Source organism: Candidatus Poribacteria bacterium (assembly GCA_026702755.1).
Lineage (GTDB): Bacteria > Poribacteria > WGA-4E > WGA-4E > WGA-3G > WGA-3G.
Genome location: JAPPBX010000094.1, coordinates 1 through 17810, shown reverse-complemented (window position 1 = coordinate 17810; position 17810 = coordinate 1). Strand labels below are relative to the sequence as shown.

General features: G+C 47.3%; 9 protein-coding genes. 1 reads left to right on the top strand and 8 read right to left on the bottom strand.

The features are described from left to right. Positions 1–5: 5 nt before the first annotated feature. The 3 genes from OXH39_18470 to OXH39_18460 all read right to left on the bottom strand — a co-directional run bounded on the left by OXH39_18470 (position 6) and on the right by OXH39_18460 (position 8535). Positions 6–6263: a C25 family cysteine peptidase gene (locus OXH39_18470; GenBank protein ID MCY3552451.1), complete on the bottom strand. Its 6258-nt coding sequence runs from the start codon at positions 6261–6263 to the stop codon at positions 6–8. 166 nt (positions 6264–6429) lie between these two features. Then, on the bottom strand, positions 6430–7410 hold the full coding sequence (locus tag OXH39_18465; protein ID MCY3552450.1) for an NAD(P)H-quinone oxidoreductase: 981 nt from the start codon (positions 7408–7410) through the stop codon (positions 6430–6432). A gap of 132 nt (positions 7411–7542) precedes the next feature. After that, a complete protein-coding gene (locus OXH39_18460) occupies positions 7543–8535 on the bottom strand; it encodes a hypothetical protein (protein MCY3552449.1) in 993 nt (330 codons plus the stop codon). Between the two features lie 166 nt (positions 8536–8701). On the opposite strand from OXH39_18460, the gene OXH39_18455 reads away from it, so the two are divergent. Further along, positions 8702–9175 carry a DUF86 domain-containing protein gene (locus OXH39_18455; GenBank protein ID MCY3552448.1) on the top strand — a complete coding sequence of 158 codons (474 nt, stop codon included), beginning with the start codon at positions 8702–8704 and terminating at the stop codon, positions 9173–9175. 56 nt (positions 9176–9231) lie between these two features. On the opposite strand, the gene OXH39_18450 is transcribed toward OXH39_18455, so the two are convergent. The 5 genes from OXH39_18450 to OXH39_18430 all read right to left on the bottom strand — a co-directional run bounded on the left by OXH39_18450 (position 9232) and on the right by OXH39_18430 (position 17727). Beyond that, positions 9232–10014: a hypothetical protein gene (locus OXH39_18450; protein MCY3552447.1), complete on the bottom strand. Its 783-nt coding sequence runs from the start codon at positions 10012–10014 to the stop codon at positions 9232–9234. Positions 10015–10477: 463 nt separating this feature from the next. Then, positions 10478–11440 (bottom strand): hypothetical protein, encoded by a 963-nt coding sequence (locus OXH39_18445; GenBank protein MCY3552446.1) that lies wholly within the window; start codon positions 11438–11440, stop codon positions 10478–10480. A 104-nt stretch (positions 11441–11544) separates the two neighbouring features. Continuing rightward, the gene (locus OXH39_18440) at positions 11545–13296 is read right to left on the bottom strand and encodes a hypothetical protein (GenBank protein MCY3552445.1); all 1752 of its coding nucleotides are present in this window, start codon (positions 13294–13296) and stop codon (positions 11545–11547) included. Between the two features lie 21 nt (positions 13297–13317). Continuing rightward, positions 13318–15003, bottom strand: a complete 1686-nt coding sequence (locus OXH39_18435; GenBank protein ID MCY3552444.1) for a tetratricopeptide repeat protein — start codon at positions 15001–15003, stop codon at positions 13318–13320. A gap of 96 nt (positions 15004–15099) precedes the next feature. Beyond that, entirely contained in the window at positions 15100–17727 is a 2628-nt protein-coding gene (locus OXH39_18430) for a DNA gyrase subunit A (protein MCY3552443.1), read from the bottom strand. Between the last annotated feature and the right edge of the window lie 83 nt (positions 17728–17810).

The window sequence follows — 17810 nt, the reverse complement described above, 5'->3', positions numbered from 1 at the left end:
AACTATCAACGGAGTTTCATCATTTTGAGTATTTCAGTTATGTCTTTTTCGCCTTCACGCTTAACTCGGAGTTTTGCGTAGTAAACGCCATTTGCAACCTCAACGCCATCAGCGTCTCTACCATCCCACTCCACCATAAGAAATCCCGGAGTTGCTGGAACCGAGAGTTCGCGGATGAGTCGTCCGCTCAGCGTATAGATTTTCACAGCGAGCGAATCAGCAGGCGCGGTCAATTCGCAGGTGAGCGTTGTTTTACGCGGAAACGGATTTGGATAGTTGAGAAACGAGAGCAGCTGCAAGGTATCGTGAACCCGAAATGTGATGCGTTTTGTATCGGTGTTTCCATGGACATCACTCGCGGTGAGTCGGACCTCATATTCCCGCGGTTCAAGTTCTGGAGACGGATATGTCAACACGAGTTGATTCGAGCCGGGGTGATGTGTCACCTGATACGCTTCTGGGTCAATACGTTCATACTCCCCGAATGCACTCCCAATTTCCAACAACAGCGGTCGGGTGAGGTAATCAAGTCCACTTGGGTCGGTTAATGTTGCTCCGATGAGGGGTTCTGCATCTGTGGCATCTCCGGGAACGAAATGTTGCTGGTTACCGATAGTCAACTGCATATCCGGTGGAACGGTATCGTCAGTATGCAACAGCGTAATCGGTCCCAGGCGATCTGTCGTTGCCCGAATGGTCCCAACGGGTCGAGTTTCAAATCGAAATCTGTCACCGGGAGCAAAGGGACGATCACCATGTGTGATTTGAAAACGTAAACCGTAAGGTTGATATGAAAACAACTTTCCAACTGTTCCTCGGAATGGATTTCCATCGGCTTGGGAACGTAAAACACCGGTTCTTTCACCCTCAACCTGAAACTCAGTGCTATTAAGGAAAAAGATGACCCATCGATCTTCAGGCATAGTAGTATCTGGTGGTAGTTCAACGTAACTGAGGGTTCCCGTGCCTTGGTTCCTATCTCTAAATCCAGATGCGTACCAACGGAGTTCTTGCTGCGGTGTGCCGATGTCGGCTTCGACATCCGTAGCAGGTTGCACAAGGGAGGTTATATTGAACGTTAAGACATCACCAAAAGTGAAGGGTAGGTCAAAATCAAGTTCCACGTTCAGGGTGAATCCATGCCTAAAGTTTCGGAAGTTTGTGCTGAAGTTAGCGAGTTGTTCCATTGGTGCGATAACTTCCAACGGATCAAGTGCCTGTGGACCCTCCGCCGAAGGGGCAAGGAAAAGCCGATACGTTTGCGGACCCGTGAAAAAGAGCACATACTTGCCGGTCCGTGTCCCTTCAGGTTGGATATCTACCTCGCGAAGTTCGCTTTGCCCAATATTCTTTTCACTTATATTTGTCACATGCATGCGTTGCTGTAACGTGCCCGTGGCATCAGCGAGTTGCTGAGAGGGAAGTCTTGTCCAATTTCCGAGTGTTGGACTAAACATATAGATGCCTAATTCACGGGCATGGGATACGACAGCAGTGTTAATCGTGTCCGCAACACCTAATCTATCAGTTCCTTCTCCCAAGGGTACCACTTCAGAGTCAACACCTCCCAGCAGTTCTTGCGCGAGCTGAGCACTAAGGGTACGGAGGTCGAAGCTCAAGTCAATCGCCACTGGAGAGGTTAGTTTAATTTCAGATTCTGTTTGTGCGTCAACAACGAGTTCATAGCCGTGAACGGAAACGCCAGGGAACGGTGCGCGCTTGGACATCCCCGCAAGGGGGCTTTTGGCAGAGGTTTTCGCGTAGGGGATAGATAATCCAGTCCCTACATTGATAAATCCCTGTTCGTCCAAGGGACGAATAGCCAATACTGTTGTTCCTTGAAGTGCTCCAGGAGGTGCAGTAACAAGGCAGTTTCGATCCAAACTAACAATTTGGCTTGAGGAAGCCTCTTTTCCGATCACCCCCATGTCAACAGAAAGCCGTCGGTAAGCGATATTGTCTTCCTCGTCATTTTCGAGTACTTTGCCCGGTTGATCCGTTTCAGTATTTGTCACATCGATATAGACAAATATGTCGTGCGTGCCGGAGGGCAATTGATTCTTCAGATTTAAAGTAGCAGTCGCGATCGGCAGTGTATTCAAAGGATCCGGTTCATAAACACTTTTTCCTGTAGTGTTTTTGCTGGGGTGTTTCTTCGCGCTTTCGGAGTTCACTAACGGGTTGCGTTGTATCCAGTCTTTGGGTTGAATCCGGGCAGTCCCAAGCAGGTCAACATCGTCATCAACAAGCGTATCATTGTCAACATCCGGATTACCACTAAAAAATGCCACTTCAATGGGCGTTTGTATATCACCATCACCACCTTCTACCTGCACATCCGCCGAGAGGTACCACTGTTTCGTTTGGGTGTTATAGCCGTAACTAATCCTACTCTCTCTCTCAGCCTCCACAACCAAAAGATTGGGGTATACATAAGGATAATACTGGAGTCTTCCAGTTTCAACCGTATTCCCATCTATATCCGTTACCTTAAAGTCATATCGGATGGCAGAACCGTCTGTAGGGGCGTTTAACGGCTCAGGCACCGTCCACCATCCATCCTTTGCCAAGGGTGGGGCTGCGGGGACGAGAGATACCTTCTCCCATTCGCGACTCTGTGGATTACGCCAATCCAAGAGCACTTGTGCCAGTTCCTCTTTTTCATCGGAAATCTGGATAGAGATACGAAACTTGCCCTCACTGACCACTTCAGGTTGAATGTTAAGAATTTTTGGGATGTTGACGGTAAATCCATCACCACCGACAGCGACAGTCGCGTCGCTTTGCGCATAGTATTCGACGTGAGCATCACCGCTCGCAATGTTCCGTGGGACAGTGAAAGTCACTGCAGGATAAGCACCTCGGTTTACAGTTAGCGTCTTTGTCAGAACCACGTCTCCAGTGTAGTATCTGACGGGGCCCGCAACACCTTGGGCAATCGCTGTTTTCCCGGGGAACAGGGCTTTAACGGTGAGTGTCCCATTAAAAGCAGAGTCTGTCGTAAAGCGTTTTGTGCGGGTTGCCGCATCGTAAGTAGCCGTTTGAATATGCCCTGCTGCGACTCGGAGAGTATCACCCGGCGCGACTGTTTTCGTCTCAATAGTGGGCCGAATTTCACCGTTGGCAATAGCAATCTGTAGGGCAGGATCACCAAAAAGCGTATATTCCATCATGACATCAATCTGACTCGTACCCTCTGTCATCAGCAGTTCAACTTTTGAATCAAAACTCAAGGGACCCAGTTGTCGGATGTTGCGTTTAAAAAGCATGTCAAAGATGATTCGGTTGAGGGCATCGTTTCCTCTGCCATAAGTAAGACGCGTCGCGCTCAACATACCGATGATACCACCCCGCTCTTTCCGCAGTAACTTCTCTGCCATACTGGGTTCACCGGGTTTATCAAAATAGCCATTATAACAACTGAGAACTAACATGAAAGGAATCTTGGCGGTTTCTTCAACCTGATCAACAGAGGCGTTATCAAAGATTGCTTCGTGTGCCCAGACGATTCTCCCGCCATGTCCAGCATATTGCGCGAGCACGGCGCCCTCTCCAAGTGCTTCAATGATCCTATCTTTTGCAACGCGTTGTGGCAAGAGGTCTGGATAATCCGCTGGGTGTGCCTCAACCTGATCAATAACATCTTCAAGGAAAACCTCAACGGTTTCATAGCCTAAGCGGGTGTGATCTTTCGCAATTTCATCAAGACTTTTCTTGAAGATAAAATCGCCAGAGTTGCTGACCTCGTCGTCAGCGACAGAGATAATCCTTCTCCGCCAGTCTCCATTGGGTGGTGCCTGCTCATAAGCCACAATCTTATCAACAATCGCATCGGCTTGGTTAAGGTTTTCGACGCTGAGTCTACCAATATAGAAATCGGTGAATTCATCGTGTCCCGAGACGGTCGCGTACCAGTGGTCAGCAGCGGTACGACCAAAAGAGTCGGTTCGGATATAATGCGTTGGGATATATCCAATAAGTTCGGGTGCCTCGGAATAGATTTCGGTGTCCACACCGCGAAAATCGAAGGTGCCATCGCCAAAGAGGACAACATAAGTCAGTGCTGGCGGTGCCCAAGATTGATAGGCGTGCTTTAGAAACGCTTTAAGTGCTTTCGGACTGACACTCCCATCGCCAAACGTATTGTAAATATCGTCAGTTGTGACGACCTTTGTGCGGTATCCTCCACCGCCAGGCGTTGCGCGCCACGCCGCTAATCTCTGTGCGGCAGACAAGAAATTGGAGTGTGTCACAATCAGATAATCAGCACCGTGTACCGCAGTCGCTAAGTCCGTAGGTGCGACGATATCAACGCGTGTCGGTTGACGCAGAGCAGTGCTGGAAACAGCAATAAATTGCGTCCTTCGAGTATCAAGCACCTGAAAAAGCGCGTTATACGAACCCGTATGTGTTGTATTTGACTCTATGTGAACGCCTTGCATCCGGGCTGTAAGATGTATTCCATCCGTCTCAAAGATATGTACGCTCGGATCACGGAACGCCTCAACTTTGTACTGAAGTTTACGCGCACCGGGGAGACGGGTTCGAGAATCAGTTTCCGGTTCCGGCGATATGAACCACAACTCATTTGCAACCGCACGGAAAAGACGGGTATACTCGACATAAAAACGATTGAGATAGACATGATACGGATATCGGGTGGTATCATCGTCAACATTATCATCAACGCGAGCGAAGGATAGGACGTTCTGTTCGCCGTTCCTGTCGTCCTTGAGTGTATCCCAAGTACGCAAGGTGCGTTCAACAGTGAGCGTATCCTGCTGTTCCCATTTAGCGAATTGGATTCGGACCCCGTTAATAGAAACCAAAATTTCATGTGATACCGGTGTCCCACCCTGCAAGTCAACGGAAATGCGTGGCGGATCGAAACTTTTCGCGACATCGTAAAGCGGAAACTCAAGACGCATCTCGGCAGAATCACCGCCATTTTTGATACCGTCCCAGTACCAGAAGTCCAGTGCGTCAAACCAACCGTGTTTATCGCCGGGTGAAACAGTCTCAGTATGGACAAATTCAAGGTTACTCGTTAGGTAATCCTCCTCAAAAGTCACCTTAGAGCGGAAGGTAGGCACTTGTGTTGCTGTCTGGTCCGTGGGATTGGCGGTAACTTGCGGTATCCGAGCCGGAATACGTCCACTATTATCCACTGTGAGCCAATAGATATTCCAACGACTATATCGATTTCCGGGTTTATGCCCAAGGAAAAAGATAGCATCCGTTGCGTCAAAACTGCCATCCGCCGCGCCACTGATGTAAACTGGAATATCTCTGTTTCCCTGCGTGAGTCGAAGCCTCGCAGGGTCAATCCCGATGAGTTCTATCCCCCAGTCGCGTTGTAGCGATGCCGCCGTTACGGCGTAGACTCCTGTCTCCTCGACAGATATCTTATAGCGTGTTTCACTCCCGCCGTTCGGAACGAGTGTCGGTGCTGCAGGTATTAGGGGTCGGGGGGCGCGGAAACGAGCGGCTTGTTCGGCATTAAGGAGTTGATGTGAAAATGCACGCTCAAACGCTTCAGATTCGGCGGGAATGGCTATCGGCTTTCGGCTATCAGCAGTCAGTAAAGAGGTTTCTGGTAAATGAACGTTTTCTTGCTGACGACTGACGGCTGACGGCTGACGGCTATTCTTGCCGTAAGAAAAACGGATGTTCACGGTGAGGCGTGAATAGACCTGCAAACGGCGGGCACTTGGGATATATTGGACAGGGTACAATGTCAAAGCGATGACGCGTTGACTGCGGATATAACCCTCTCGGACAACTCGGGCAAGGGGGTGTCCGGGATACGAAGAATTCGCCCGAAAAGAGGCGCTCCCTTTCGACCGATACACGCTTCCACTTTCCACCCAACGCTGCGATGCTGAGTGCTGTGAATCACGTTCATCGATGTCGAAAATTGAGACAGGGCTGAGACGCACATTGCTGCGTGTCTCCACAGGTGCAGCAGAAACATTAACTGCCTCAATCGTAGCTGTCGCAGGTATACCCAGCATGACGCGTGTGACTGGAACTTTGGGATTCCCCGGCTCATTGGTGAAATTACAGTCAGCGTAACGCACCTCTTGATAACGGACATTGTCTCGAACGATATCGGATGTAACCAGTTCCGGTAGGGTGAGCTGAAGAGTAATTCCATCGGTTGATGTAACTTGGGTAATCTCAGCGGAAGCACTGCTTATACATACTAAAAAGATGAGAATTTGAATGCTTAGTGTAATACCAAGCCTGAATCGGATACGCACCGGTTTGTGTTTGCTCCTGTCTCTTTTAAAAATAATTAATTGCCTTGTTAAGAGTCTTCAGCCTTCGGTTTTCAGTTAAAGAGAAACTTGGTTGTATCAAATCGCCCTCTTAACCGACAACTGATAACTATTAGTGTTTTGTAAGGTGCAGCTCCTTCATTTTTTTCTACCTCACCTTCAACAAAATTTTACCAAAGTTGAGATTGGCTTCCATATATTCATGTGCCTGCTGTGCTTGTGCTAATGGGAAAACAGTGTCGATAACCGGCTGAAGCGTACCGCGCGTTAACTCAGGTAACCACCGCTCCATAAAACGCTGTGTGATAGCGATCTTTTCATCAATGGATTGTGGACGCATAACCGAACCTATAATTTGGAGACGATTGCGCATCACTGTGCTAAGGTTAATTTCTGTGGTTGTGCCACCGATTAACCCGACTTGCAAGAGTCTACCCTTTGTTTTAAGTATAGAGAGGTTCCGCTCAAAATAGGGAGCTCCGATAAAGTCTAAAACCACATCTACGCCTCGTTCATCTGTCAAACGTCCAATTTCAGGAACGAAGTCCTTTTCTTTATAGTTAATACCCTCTGCTGCACCGAGTGCCTTGCAATTATCTATTTTCTCGGATGTTCCTGCAGTGACAAAGACAGTCGCACCAGCATGATGCGAGATTTGGACTCCGGCACTGCCAACACCACTACCACCTGCATGGATCAAAATTGTTTCACCAGCCGACAATTTGCCTAAAGTAAAGATATTTTCGTTGGCAGTAAAGAATACTTCAGGCACCGCGGCGGCTTGTTCAAAAGTCCAGTCGTCAGGAATCGGCATCGCCATGCGGTAATCAATGACGGCTTGCTCGGCGTAACCGCCACCACCGACGAGCCCGAAAACGCGGTTGCCTTCAGCCATCCCCTTCACGGCACTGCCCATCCTTGCAACGGTGCCAGCGATTTCTAAACCCAGTATCTCAGATTCACCCGGTGGCGGCGGATATCCGCCTCGTCGTTGAATCATATCGGCTCGATTTAAAGCGGTGGCATGAACATCCACCAAGACTTGGGTTTCTGTTGGTTCTGGTGACGGTGCGTCGCCCAATTGTAAGACTTCTGGTCCGCCATCGCCTGTTCTAACAATAGCTTTCACTGTTCTACCCTGCTTTCTTACTGTTGAATGTTAGATCCTACGCTCTCAATTTTAACACATTTAGATAGGCTATACCAAGTTTAAAGGCAGACGAAACCTTTAGCACATAGAATCAAAGATGGTACGGTCCAGTTACCGATCAGGCTGCAAGAGCAAATCCTTTACGGGGATTGGAATGTTAAAGGCAGCACTATGCACCTGCAATGTTAACTTTTCCGCCATGAGAAAATGTGAGTTTTCGGCATCAACCATCTCCCGTACCTCAGTTGATGTTTGGGGGTACCAAATACCGGGTTCAAACTGTGCCAATTGGCATGTATAATTTAATTGACTTATGTGAGGAGAGAGCCACCCCTCAGTCACCGGCTCCCCAGAAGAAACTAAGGTTTTATTCGTCAATTCCTTGTTAATGTATCTTGTCCGCTGTACAACTTTTGTCGTGCGGTAATCCTTTTGTGGATTGGACCAGAGTTCAGTTGTTTCAATCCTATCAGCGCGCCAATCCTCAAATTTAAAATAGTTACCCGGTGCCTCCTCGCCGATGATATTCTGTGCGTCAACGATCGGTCCGAACCTTTGCGTCATTCGAGTCAAATTAGCGTCCCATTTCCAGCGGAGTGGACTACCGTAACTGTTAAATGTAATTGGGTGATGGGAGGTCCACTGCCATCCATCTCCTCGGTTAACATACCCTTTCTTGCCGCCGTCATCCGCTTGAAATTTGTAACGCTTTGATTCCTTCCATTTCGCGCGCCGAAACCACCCTGGTTTGACCTTCACGCGTTCCTGAATCTGATAAAATCGTTGTTGACCGGAAAATCGATAGGTGACGTGCCATTCTAACCTCTCTTCATAAACAGGGTTTTTGGAAAATGGAGTTTTTATCTTACTAAGCGTGAGGGTAAACTCAATGACCCCGCTTTTGAGTTCCGTCTCGCGTTTAGTAATCGCTGCGTTGAAGTGTTCAAGCAACATGAGCGTGTCTTGCGGTGAGAGCGCAGCGGAGGGTTCATAGACGAGTGGTGTCTGTATCAAGGCTGGACGTTTCGTTGCTCGCCAATAGAACAAAAACACGAGACAACAAACAAAAGCAAAGATAACAACGACTAATATTCTCTTTCGCATTTGGAATTTCTGGGATGCTAACTTAATAATATTAGTGGCATTTGATCCATTACACAAAAACTGGAGATGGGTAAAAAGAAGAAAACTACAACTTTTTAGATTTATCAACGTCTAAAAAAATAGAACACCTAAGAAAACAAAAATTAACGAGAAAGAGGAAAACATAATGGGAAAAAGAAATACCAAAAGTCCGAAGAGATCTGTGAATCGGCGGTTCAATCCAGTGAGAGCGAAATTGGAATCGATAAATGAGTGCTTTGATCAATTGAGGCACGGGCTACCGGCGAATCAAGAAGAATACGTTCAGGGGGATAGGATTACACATTCTTATGTGAAAAGCTGCTTCCTCATGATTATTCAACGCGCTGTGGATATAAACAACGTTATCATCGAATTTAGTGGGCAGACACCGCCACAGCAAAAGCACCACAGTTTCCGTGCTTTACACCAAAACAGCGCGATCGATCGAGAAACATTAGATTTTTTCATGAGGGCTTTAGACCACTATGAAAAAATCACGAATCCTTATCAAGAACTCGCTCCGTCAGAACTGTACGATGCCTCGCGCGAACTTTTGCAGTATGGTGAAATGTACACCCAGCAACTTGAGAATTTCTTCGTGAATTTCTCGCCTTCATAGAATAGGCGCGGTTTCTAACCGCGCCCATTGTTGGTTACGAACCTGGCACATACGTCCTAATTAAATTCAACAACACCGCCTGTCCCTTTTAACACGATATCCGGCTTAAGCAAAATCTGCTCTTCCGTTTCCAACCTCAAACCGGTTGGGTAGAGGCTATAGGCAATCCTGAGCGAGAGATATTTCCCTAAATCGGCGAGTCTATCTGTATCGCTTTTAAAAATTATCTGTTCACTCTGCTGGGTTTGGTAGGCGTACCAGTACTTGAGATATGATCGGATACGGTTGTTAAAAAGCATATCCCCAGAACCGGCATCAACGACTTTGACCCGAGCACGACCAATAGCAGTTAGGCGGGTACGAATATAGGTGGATGTACCGGAAATACCGCCTTGCCGACCCTGTTTCATAAGATGTTGGTCATAGTCCTGCCGAGTCAACTTTGGATTATCAACCATCCCGATGATGACCATATCTGCTTCGAGTGCCTGTCCGAGTTTTGCTGCCAAAGCTGGATCTGCGTAAACCTGTTCCCGGGTTAGCCCCAACTCTGTAAGTTTATCGTCAACGGGTTTCACCTTAGTTGAGATGTCATAGATCCACTCTGCTTCCTTGAATATAAGCTCCAAGCGGGTTGCAAGGTTCACGCTGATTCGTCCACCTAACTTGATTACATTTTCTTCTGCTCCCGCGTCGGCGAAGAATGGAACGACTGTAACGCGCTTTGCGTCACTAATCGGGGGTGGTGTGTCAATGTTAACTTCACCATCACCACCAATACAGCCTACCATTACAAGGCAGAGAAGCGGTATAAATAGGGTTGTAAAGAAACGTATCACTGAAGTGTGCCTCCTATAATTTTGGGCGTAACTTGAAAACTAAGCTTTCTGTTTACCGGCTATCAGTTGCGAGTTACCAGTTATGAGTTAAAGAGGACTCTGATGCCATAAATCTTAACCAAAAACCGATAACCCGTAACTATGCATTTCGCGAGATTTCCGATATGATCGCGCCCACTTAAAAATCTCGTCAGCATATTCAATATCTTGGGCTCAAAAGAATTTAGGTTTCCTTTCGATCAGGTCTGTAAACCTGTCTCATCGTAAAGCGCGATTGTTTGATCGCACCTTTGTATAACCCGAGAAAGTTTGCAAGTTGCGAAGTTTGCAAGAGGTTTCTGTTAAAAACACATCTCTTTTCAACTTTACAGATTTCTGAACTTTAGCACACTTTGAAACTTTCTATCCTTCGCCCCACATTTTGTTAACAACATACCATAAATTACAGAAATTAGTCAAGTATTTATCCGATAGCCAGTGATCGAACTTCCCCAAATTCGTGTGTGAGTTTCGTCCACGAATTGCCGGTATCTGTACTGCGGTAAAGCTGTCCGCTTACGCTACAAGCAATAAGGAGGTTGTTAACCTTTGGATTATGGGCGAAGGTCCAGATTGTGCTGTTCGCTGTTCTACCAATGTCAGCTCGTCTCCACGTCTTACCGGCATCGGTCGTTGAGAAAATTCCACCTTGGTCGCCTGGGGGACCGTTTCCCGCACCGATAAAGACGCGACCCGCATCGCCATTAAGAAAGAATGCGGCACGGCAGTAGGGCCATGGATAATGTGCTTTAACGTTCAATGGTGTCCACTGCTGCCCCATATCTGTAGTTACACAGACATCATTATTTGTCGCAGCAATAATGGTTTTGGGCGAACCTGGCACCACACAGAGTCCGTGAATATCCAGACTGCTGAGTCCTTCACTGCGTTCTACCCACGTTTCACCACTGTCTGTACTTAGGCGCATTCCATCGATTTCAATTCCAGCGTAGAGCGTTTGTGAATCTTCGGGATCGACAATAAAAGTTGTGACACGCGGAATAATCGGGACCCCCTCACATTCCTGTGCCAAATCAGCGTTGAGTTGCTTCCAACTATCGCCACCATCAGTAGATTTGAAAAGCGCAGAGGGACACGTCCCTGCATAGACCGTGTCCGATGATCGCGGGTCAATAGCAATTGCCCAAACTTCCAGCTCGTCCATAGGGCTTGTGAGACGGTGCCATGAATCAGCAGCATCGTTTGTTCGGAAAATACCTTTCTCAGTACCTGCATAGACAGTATCCGAATTGCTTGGACTCACAGCTATCGCGCGAACATCGGCTTCTGGGAAGAGTCCATTGCTCGCCCTGTTCCACGTGTCTCCATTGTCGGTACTGCGCCAGACGCTTTGTCCAATAGTTCCTGCATAGAGTGTAGATTGCATCTTTTCCCCTTTTTAAATGTCCATTTGATGAAACGAAATTTTCAGACAAGGAGGAACGATCTCCTAAACGCGACAAGAAGAACACCTGCCGCGCGTCTATAATATCATTCGGTTAACGAGCCTGTAACAGCGAGCCTCGAATCAAGTGAAATCTGATATACCACAGATTCCGGTGCTATCTCCGGTTCAAGAAGGAATGAAAATCGATAGAGACGACTGTCATGAGAATCTTGCATTACTGGATACATTGCCTGTGCTTCCTTATAGAGGCGTTCCACGTTGTTCTCAAACAGCATCAACGTCACGGTAGGCACTAACCCAACGAGAGATTCATTCGGTTTCGCGATGATATCCCAGTACCGCGGATGCACCGGATTCGGAAGAGCAGTCGTAATAAAGGTAATATGTGCACCGCGGGCTGCACTATACTGATACGTCGCGCTTTGTACTTGAGCGTTAATGGTCTCCGCTTGCAAACTCGGAACCAGAATAACCTCTGTAGCAGTATTTGATAAAACAAGAGAACCGGCATTACCCGCCGATAACTCTATTTTATTAATGTCGATAGTACCAGTGCGGTGAAATTCGATTGCATGAGCAGCACTGCTCGCCGGAGAACTACTTGAGAATCCAAGTGTTAATCCTGCAGCATCTTCAAAGCCGATATACGCCGCAGAAAAATTGCTGAGCTCCCCGTGCTGCGTACCGCTCGGATAGGAACGGTGCCAGCGACGAGGTGCAAGAGAGAGCGAAATCGCACGATAATCAGATAAATAGTTAGCAAGTTTCCAAGCCGTAAATATCTCAGAGAACGTTTGTGTAATACCCCGCGATGCGAGGGCATCCGAAACACCAGTAAGCGATGTGCCGCGATTCTGGACAATTTCCACAACCGTTCCTATGCCCCCATATTGCTCATGGAGATAGAGCATCCATAGAAAAGCAGCACCGTAGTGCGGAAGCGAGTTCGCATTACCCTCCGGCCATGCTATGAGCGAAACAGAAGGCATCTTCTCAAACGCAGTTATATGTTCCCGCACGGAATAACCGCAAAGAAATGCGGCGTACGTTGCACACCCCTCATCAACCCAAGTTGCTTCTCTTGCATCATGCTGCCAATTGAGGAGATGCTGGAATTCATGTGCAATTACATTATGCGCTCTTTCGCTATTTGGGTCAAGAGGTTGTGTATCAATATATAACATATCCGCTTCGTTACTACGAATCGGAAACCCTCGGAATCCGGGAGTCCTGAGTAAACCACGGCTCTGGTCCGTCGGGTTGAAAAAACCTGCCGTGTACTGGTTTACGCCGTGTGCATCCCGAATATTAAGTAGAAGTAAGATAATCCTCCCGTTTCCATCGATATCCGGTGGTGCTCCAAAGAACTTCGTCAGCGTTGCGTAAATTCCTTGTTGCGGGTTTGCTGGCGTGGCAGCGTCAAAAGCACGGATTATTGCCTGTACGGTTCTGGGGGTAACCCGTGTGTTCCACTCAGCTTCTTCAACAAAAACATAGCAAAAACTACCGACACCACGTAGTACCGCGGAAACAGTGTACTGTTGCATGCTTCTAAAGTCAGGGGCAAAAAAAGTTCGCTCTGTGCCAATTGGCAAAGCAGGTGCAGCAGGCAAGGCAGGTGCCGTCGGATTTCTGGGTGGCAGAAGCTGCTGAGGTGTGTCTGTCCTAAAAGACGCTTTTGGGCTTGACAAATGCGGTGTACCGCAGATGTATGCTGAACTTTTGTAGGTTCCCCCTAAAAGCAACAGCATCACCAAAAGACTTATAAGTGTGCTACGAACGAATAAGGAGCACAGATATGGCACGCGAAGCAGATTTGAAACCGACATTTTCACACACCGTTTCCGAAAAAAAGATTATCGGGGTTTAACAGCCTCAAGTTTTTGGAGAAGTTCAGCGTTATCTGGTTCAAGTTGGATGGCTTGCTCCAAAGTCTGCAACGCCTTCTGCTTCAATCCCTTTTCGAGGTAAGCCTCAACAAGATGCAAGAGAATCTCAGGTGTGTCAGGTAGATAACGGATGGCTTGCTCCAAATTTTCTATAGCGGCATCCAGTTTCCCCTGCTTGAGATAGATAAGTCCCAAACTATCAAGATACGCTCCGGATTTCGGCGCGCTTTCAAGTGCCCGGCGGACCAAGGTTTCTGCTTCATCCAACTTGATTCCCTGTTCCGCGTAGAGGTATCCTAATGCGTTATATGCATCCGGTAATTCGTCTTTGGAAGACAACTCAATCGCTCTACGTAGATGGATTTCTGCACGCTTCACGTCGCCTTGCATTTGATAAGCTATTCCGATGCTGGAAAGTGCGGAGACATTTTCGTCATCATCAGCCAGAATCTTGGCGAGGGTTTCTATAGCTTTCTGAGGGACGTTGTGCTGGATATAAATCTGTCCGAGCGCGTAGCGTGCGTTTTGGAGATCTCTCGCCAACCTGATGCGTTCCCGACTTCTCACGCGGAAACCGCTGCGAGTCCGTTTTACCTTTTCTTCCATCAAAGTAATCGCACGCGTGATATGAAATTCGGATTGCTCAAAGTCATTCTGCAACTGATATGCAAGGCCGATACCGCGGTGCGCGTCAATTTCAGCGACATCAATATTATACGTGGCAGGAACCTTTGTGTTGTCGCTTTCTGTTTTTGCTGATAGACTGTCTTGGGAATCCTCAAACGACGTTAAAATATAGCGAAAAGCCTTTATAGCTGCCGGATAATCGCCTGTTTGAAGGTAAAGTTGTCCAATATGGTTTCGGAGCCCCGTCAGTTCGGGTGTCAGCTCGGGGCGTATGGTCACGACTCTTTCATAGGACTGTACAGCTTCGGCAAATCGGTTCTGTATCTCATAGAGTTCAGCGAGTTCCTTATGGTATTGGGACTCATGAGACACAATACGCGTAAGTGCCTTGAAAGACGTAATTGCAAGTTCAATATCGCCGATTTTGCGTGCCATGCTGCCAAGGACGCGATATGCATCTTCGTGATCGGTATCCAATTCAACCACACGTTTTAAGGTAGCGAACATTTTCTCTTGTAATATGTCAGTTACCTCCTTGTTTCCGTTTCGTTCCATGTAATCGAATCGGATTGTCACTATTTGGGCAAGAATCCATATTGCTGTTACATTTTCAGGGTTCAATCTGATGGCTGTTTCGATATCTTCTTCAGCACCTGTGAAGTCCTGCAACCTGGAATATCGGAGTGAGGCACGCTCTGTATAAATGAAACTTAAATCACGTTCAGATAAGAGTTTATTCTCTGTGAGCCTAGCGAGGTCCTTGTCAGATTCCAAACTATCGATTAATACATCGTAGGCGATTTTGCTTTTTGGGATGTTATAGCCATTCGTTCTGCAATAAACTGCCCACATTAGGTCCGCGTAGAGTTCTGATGCGCGGATCATATCAGCATTCAGTCCTGCATCTGCATCAGGGAGTATTACCAATTCAGGGGTTTCACCTTCGGTTTGGGCTTGCAAATTAGGCTGTAGCGAGAAAGATGCTACGATTAAAATAAGGATCGTGAGTGCATTAAGGTATCTCATTTTTTTACTATGGACCTTCTAATCGGTTTTGTCCGTGGTTCAAAACCGGTTTCTATTAAAGTTATCGGTTAGTCCCAAGCATCGCGCGAGGAATAACTATTCTTGGAAGTCTAATTCTTCCGCGAGAAGAGTGGATGAAAGCTCAATTTTGGCTGCATCAACAAGCGTCTCGTCTGCTTGAAGTGCCATAATCCGTACACCTTGTGTGTTTCGTCCGATACGCCGAATGTCCCCGACTGCGGTCCGGGTGACATATCCGCTTGAACTAATAAGAACGAGCTCATCAATATCTGCGACGCGCTTTGCAGCGACGACTGCCCCGTTTCGCTTAGATTTCCCGATGGCAATGATACCCTTTCCCCCGCGTTTTTGTGAACGGTAAGCGGAGACAGCTGTTCGTTTGCCATACCCATTTTCTGTAACAATCAACAAGGTATCGTCTTCTCCGGTGTAGGGGTGAGGTGACCTCGCCCCTACTACGTCCTCCGTTTCCTCTCCGCCCGGTTCGCCATTAACAATAACCATTTGCGCGACGAAGTCATCGGCACCAAGTTCTATCCCGCGCACGCCGCGCGTATTGCGTCCGAGAGGTCTAACATCTTTTTCACTGAACCGAATAGCAACACCTTTGTGGGTGACAAGGATGATATCAGAATTCCCGTTTGTTACTTGTGCGCCAATGAGTTTATCACCATCATTAAGGTTGACAGCGATGATGCCACTTGATATTGTGTTCTCAAAACTGGCAAGTTTTGTTTTCTTGACAATCCCTTGTTGTGTCGCCATAAAAACAAATTCATTCGTCGTAACTTCGCCAATATCGTCTGTTTCCGCTATTCCATCGGCATCAGCCGTCTCAAGTTCATCTATCGTGATTTCATTGGTATCAGTCGCTTCAATTTTTTCATTAGCGGCTTTGGAAGAGACCGGAACGTAAGCCGTGATGTTCTCGTCCTGCGATAAGCGAAGCAAGTTGACAACTGCCCGTCCGGCTGATTGACGGCTGGCTTCTGCAATTTGATGGACTTTCAGTGTGTAACACTTGCCCCAATCTGTGAAAAACAGAATGTTCTGATGAGCAGTAGCAACAAAAATATGTTCTAAAAAATCACCATCCTTTGCCGCAGCCCCTCTGATTCCAACACCGCCGCGGTGCTGTTTGCGGTAAGTGTCCATGGGTAACCGTTTAATATAACCAGCGTGGGACAGCGTGACTACCATTTCTTCATCGGCAATGAGATCTTCGATTTCAAATTCCTTAACTTCATTCGTAATTTCTGTGCAGCGTTCGTCCCCGTATTTTTCTTTCAGGGTTTCGAGTTCTGTTCGGATGATATCCGTTACCAATGCCTCGTTGGCAAGGATAGCGCGAAACTCCGCGATATGATCAAGAAGCTCCGTATATTCATCATGAAGGCGCTGCCGCTCGAGTCCTGTCAACTGCCGAAGTGTCATCGTAAGTATTTCTCTTGCCTGATCTTCGCTCAGCTGATAGGTGTCTCGCAATTCCTGCTCTGCTGTTTGCGGTGATTCTGCTGTTTGAACGAGTTCTATGATTGCCTCAAGGTTTTGCAGTGCTAAGAGATACCCTTCTAAGATGTGATTTCTACGTTCTGCACGTGCAAGTTCAAATTGTGTACGCCGCCGGACGACATCCCTCCGATGTGCAAGGTAGTGCCTGAGGATCTCTTCAAGCGTCAGAATCTTTGGAAGCCCTTCTACAAGACAGAGAAGACTCGCGCTGAAGTTTGTCTGCATCTGCGTGTGTTTATACAACTGATTCAGGATAACTTGTGCAATTTCGCCGCGTTTGAGGACGATAACAATGCGGATCTCTGTGTCTGATTCATCTCGGATATCCTGGATTCCATCAATGGTTTTGTTGACAACTAATTGATACATCCGCTCCAACAGCTGATTCTTTTTTATTTGATACGGAATTTCTGTTATGATTATCTGCTCCCGTTCTGCTCCACGAATGGAAACTCTTTCTATAACAGCCTTGGCTCGGATGGTGACACTGCCTCTACCGGTAGTATACATTTGCCTGATACCATTGGTGCCAACGATAACGCCAGCAGTAGGAAAGTCTGGACCAACGATGTGTTCCATGAGTGTTTCTACATCAGCATCAGGGTCTGTGAGCTTGCAAAGTAGGGCATCAACAACCTCGCTGAGGTTGTGTGGCGGTATGCGCGTAAGATAACCTACACCAATGCCCGTGGTGCCGTTGACAAGCAAGTTGGGTAAGAGTCCAGGAAGAACAGTTGGTTCTTCAAGAGAGTCCTTGTAGTTGGGTTGGAAGTCAACGACTTGCTTATCAATGTCCGTGAGCATCTCACCTGCAATAACAGTAAGACGGCATTCCGTGTAACGCATCGCCCCCGGTGGGTCGTCGTCAATACTTCCAAAGTTCCCTTGTCCATCTACCAATGGATAACGTATATTAAACGGCTGCGCTAAACCAACAAGCGTACCGTAGATAGGACCATCACCGTGTGGATGATAATTTTTCATCACTTCGCCAACAACAGCAGCACATTTATCATAAGGCCGGTTTGCAGTGAGATTTATCTCTCCCATCGCGTAGACGATCCGACGAGTACTCGGCTTGAGACCGTCACGAACATCAGGTATCGCGCGGTTCGTGTTGACGCTCATCGCATAGGTGAGGTACGATGTTTGCAGTTCGTTTTCTATGTTGCGTTCTTGTATGTTTTCCATTTTGCTCTTTGTATTATCTAATTTAATAGAGGGTGTTTCATAAATCATTAATATTCTATCGAAAGACAGTTTTAATGTGTGTG

Coding starts and splice junctions, on each gene's coding strand:
- OXH39_18430 (MCY3552443.1), bottom strand. CDS start 17,727: ATGGAAAACATACAAGAACGCAACATAGAAAACGAACTGCAAACATCG.
- OXH39_18460 (MCY3552449.1), bottom strand. CDS start 8,535: ATGCGAAAGAGAATATTAGTCGTTGTTATCTTTGCTTTTGTTTGTTGT.
- OXH39_18435 (MCY3552444.1), bottom strand. CDS start 15,003: ATGAGATACCTTAATGCACTCACGATCCTTATTTTAATCGTAGCATCT.
- OXH39_18445 (MCY3552446.1), bottom strand. CDS start 11,440: ATGCAATCTACACTCTATGCAGGAACTATTGGACAAAGCGTCTGGCGC.
- OXH39_18455 (MCY3552448.1), top strand. CDS start 8,702: ATGGGAAAAAGAAATACCAAAAGTCCGAAGAGATCTGTGAATCGGCGG.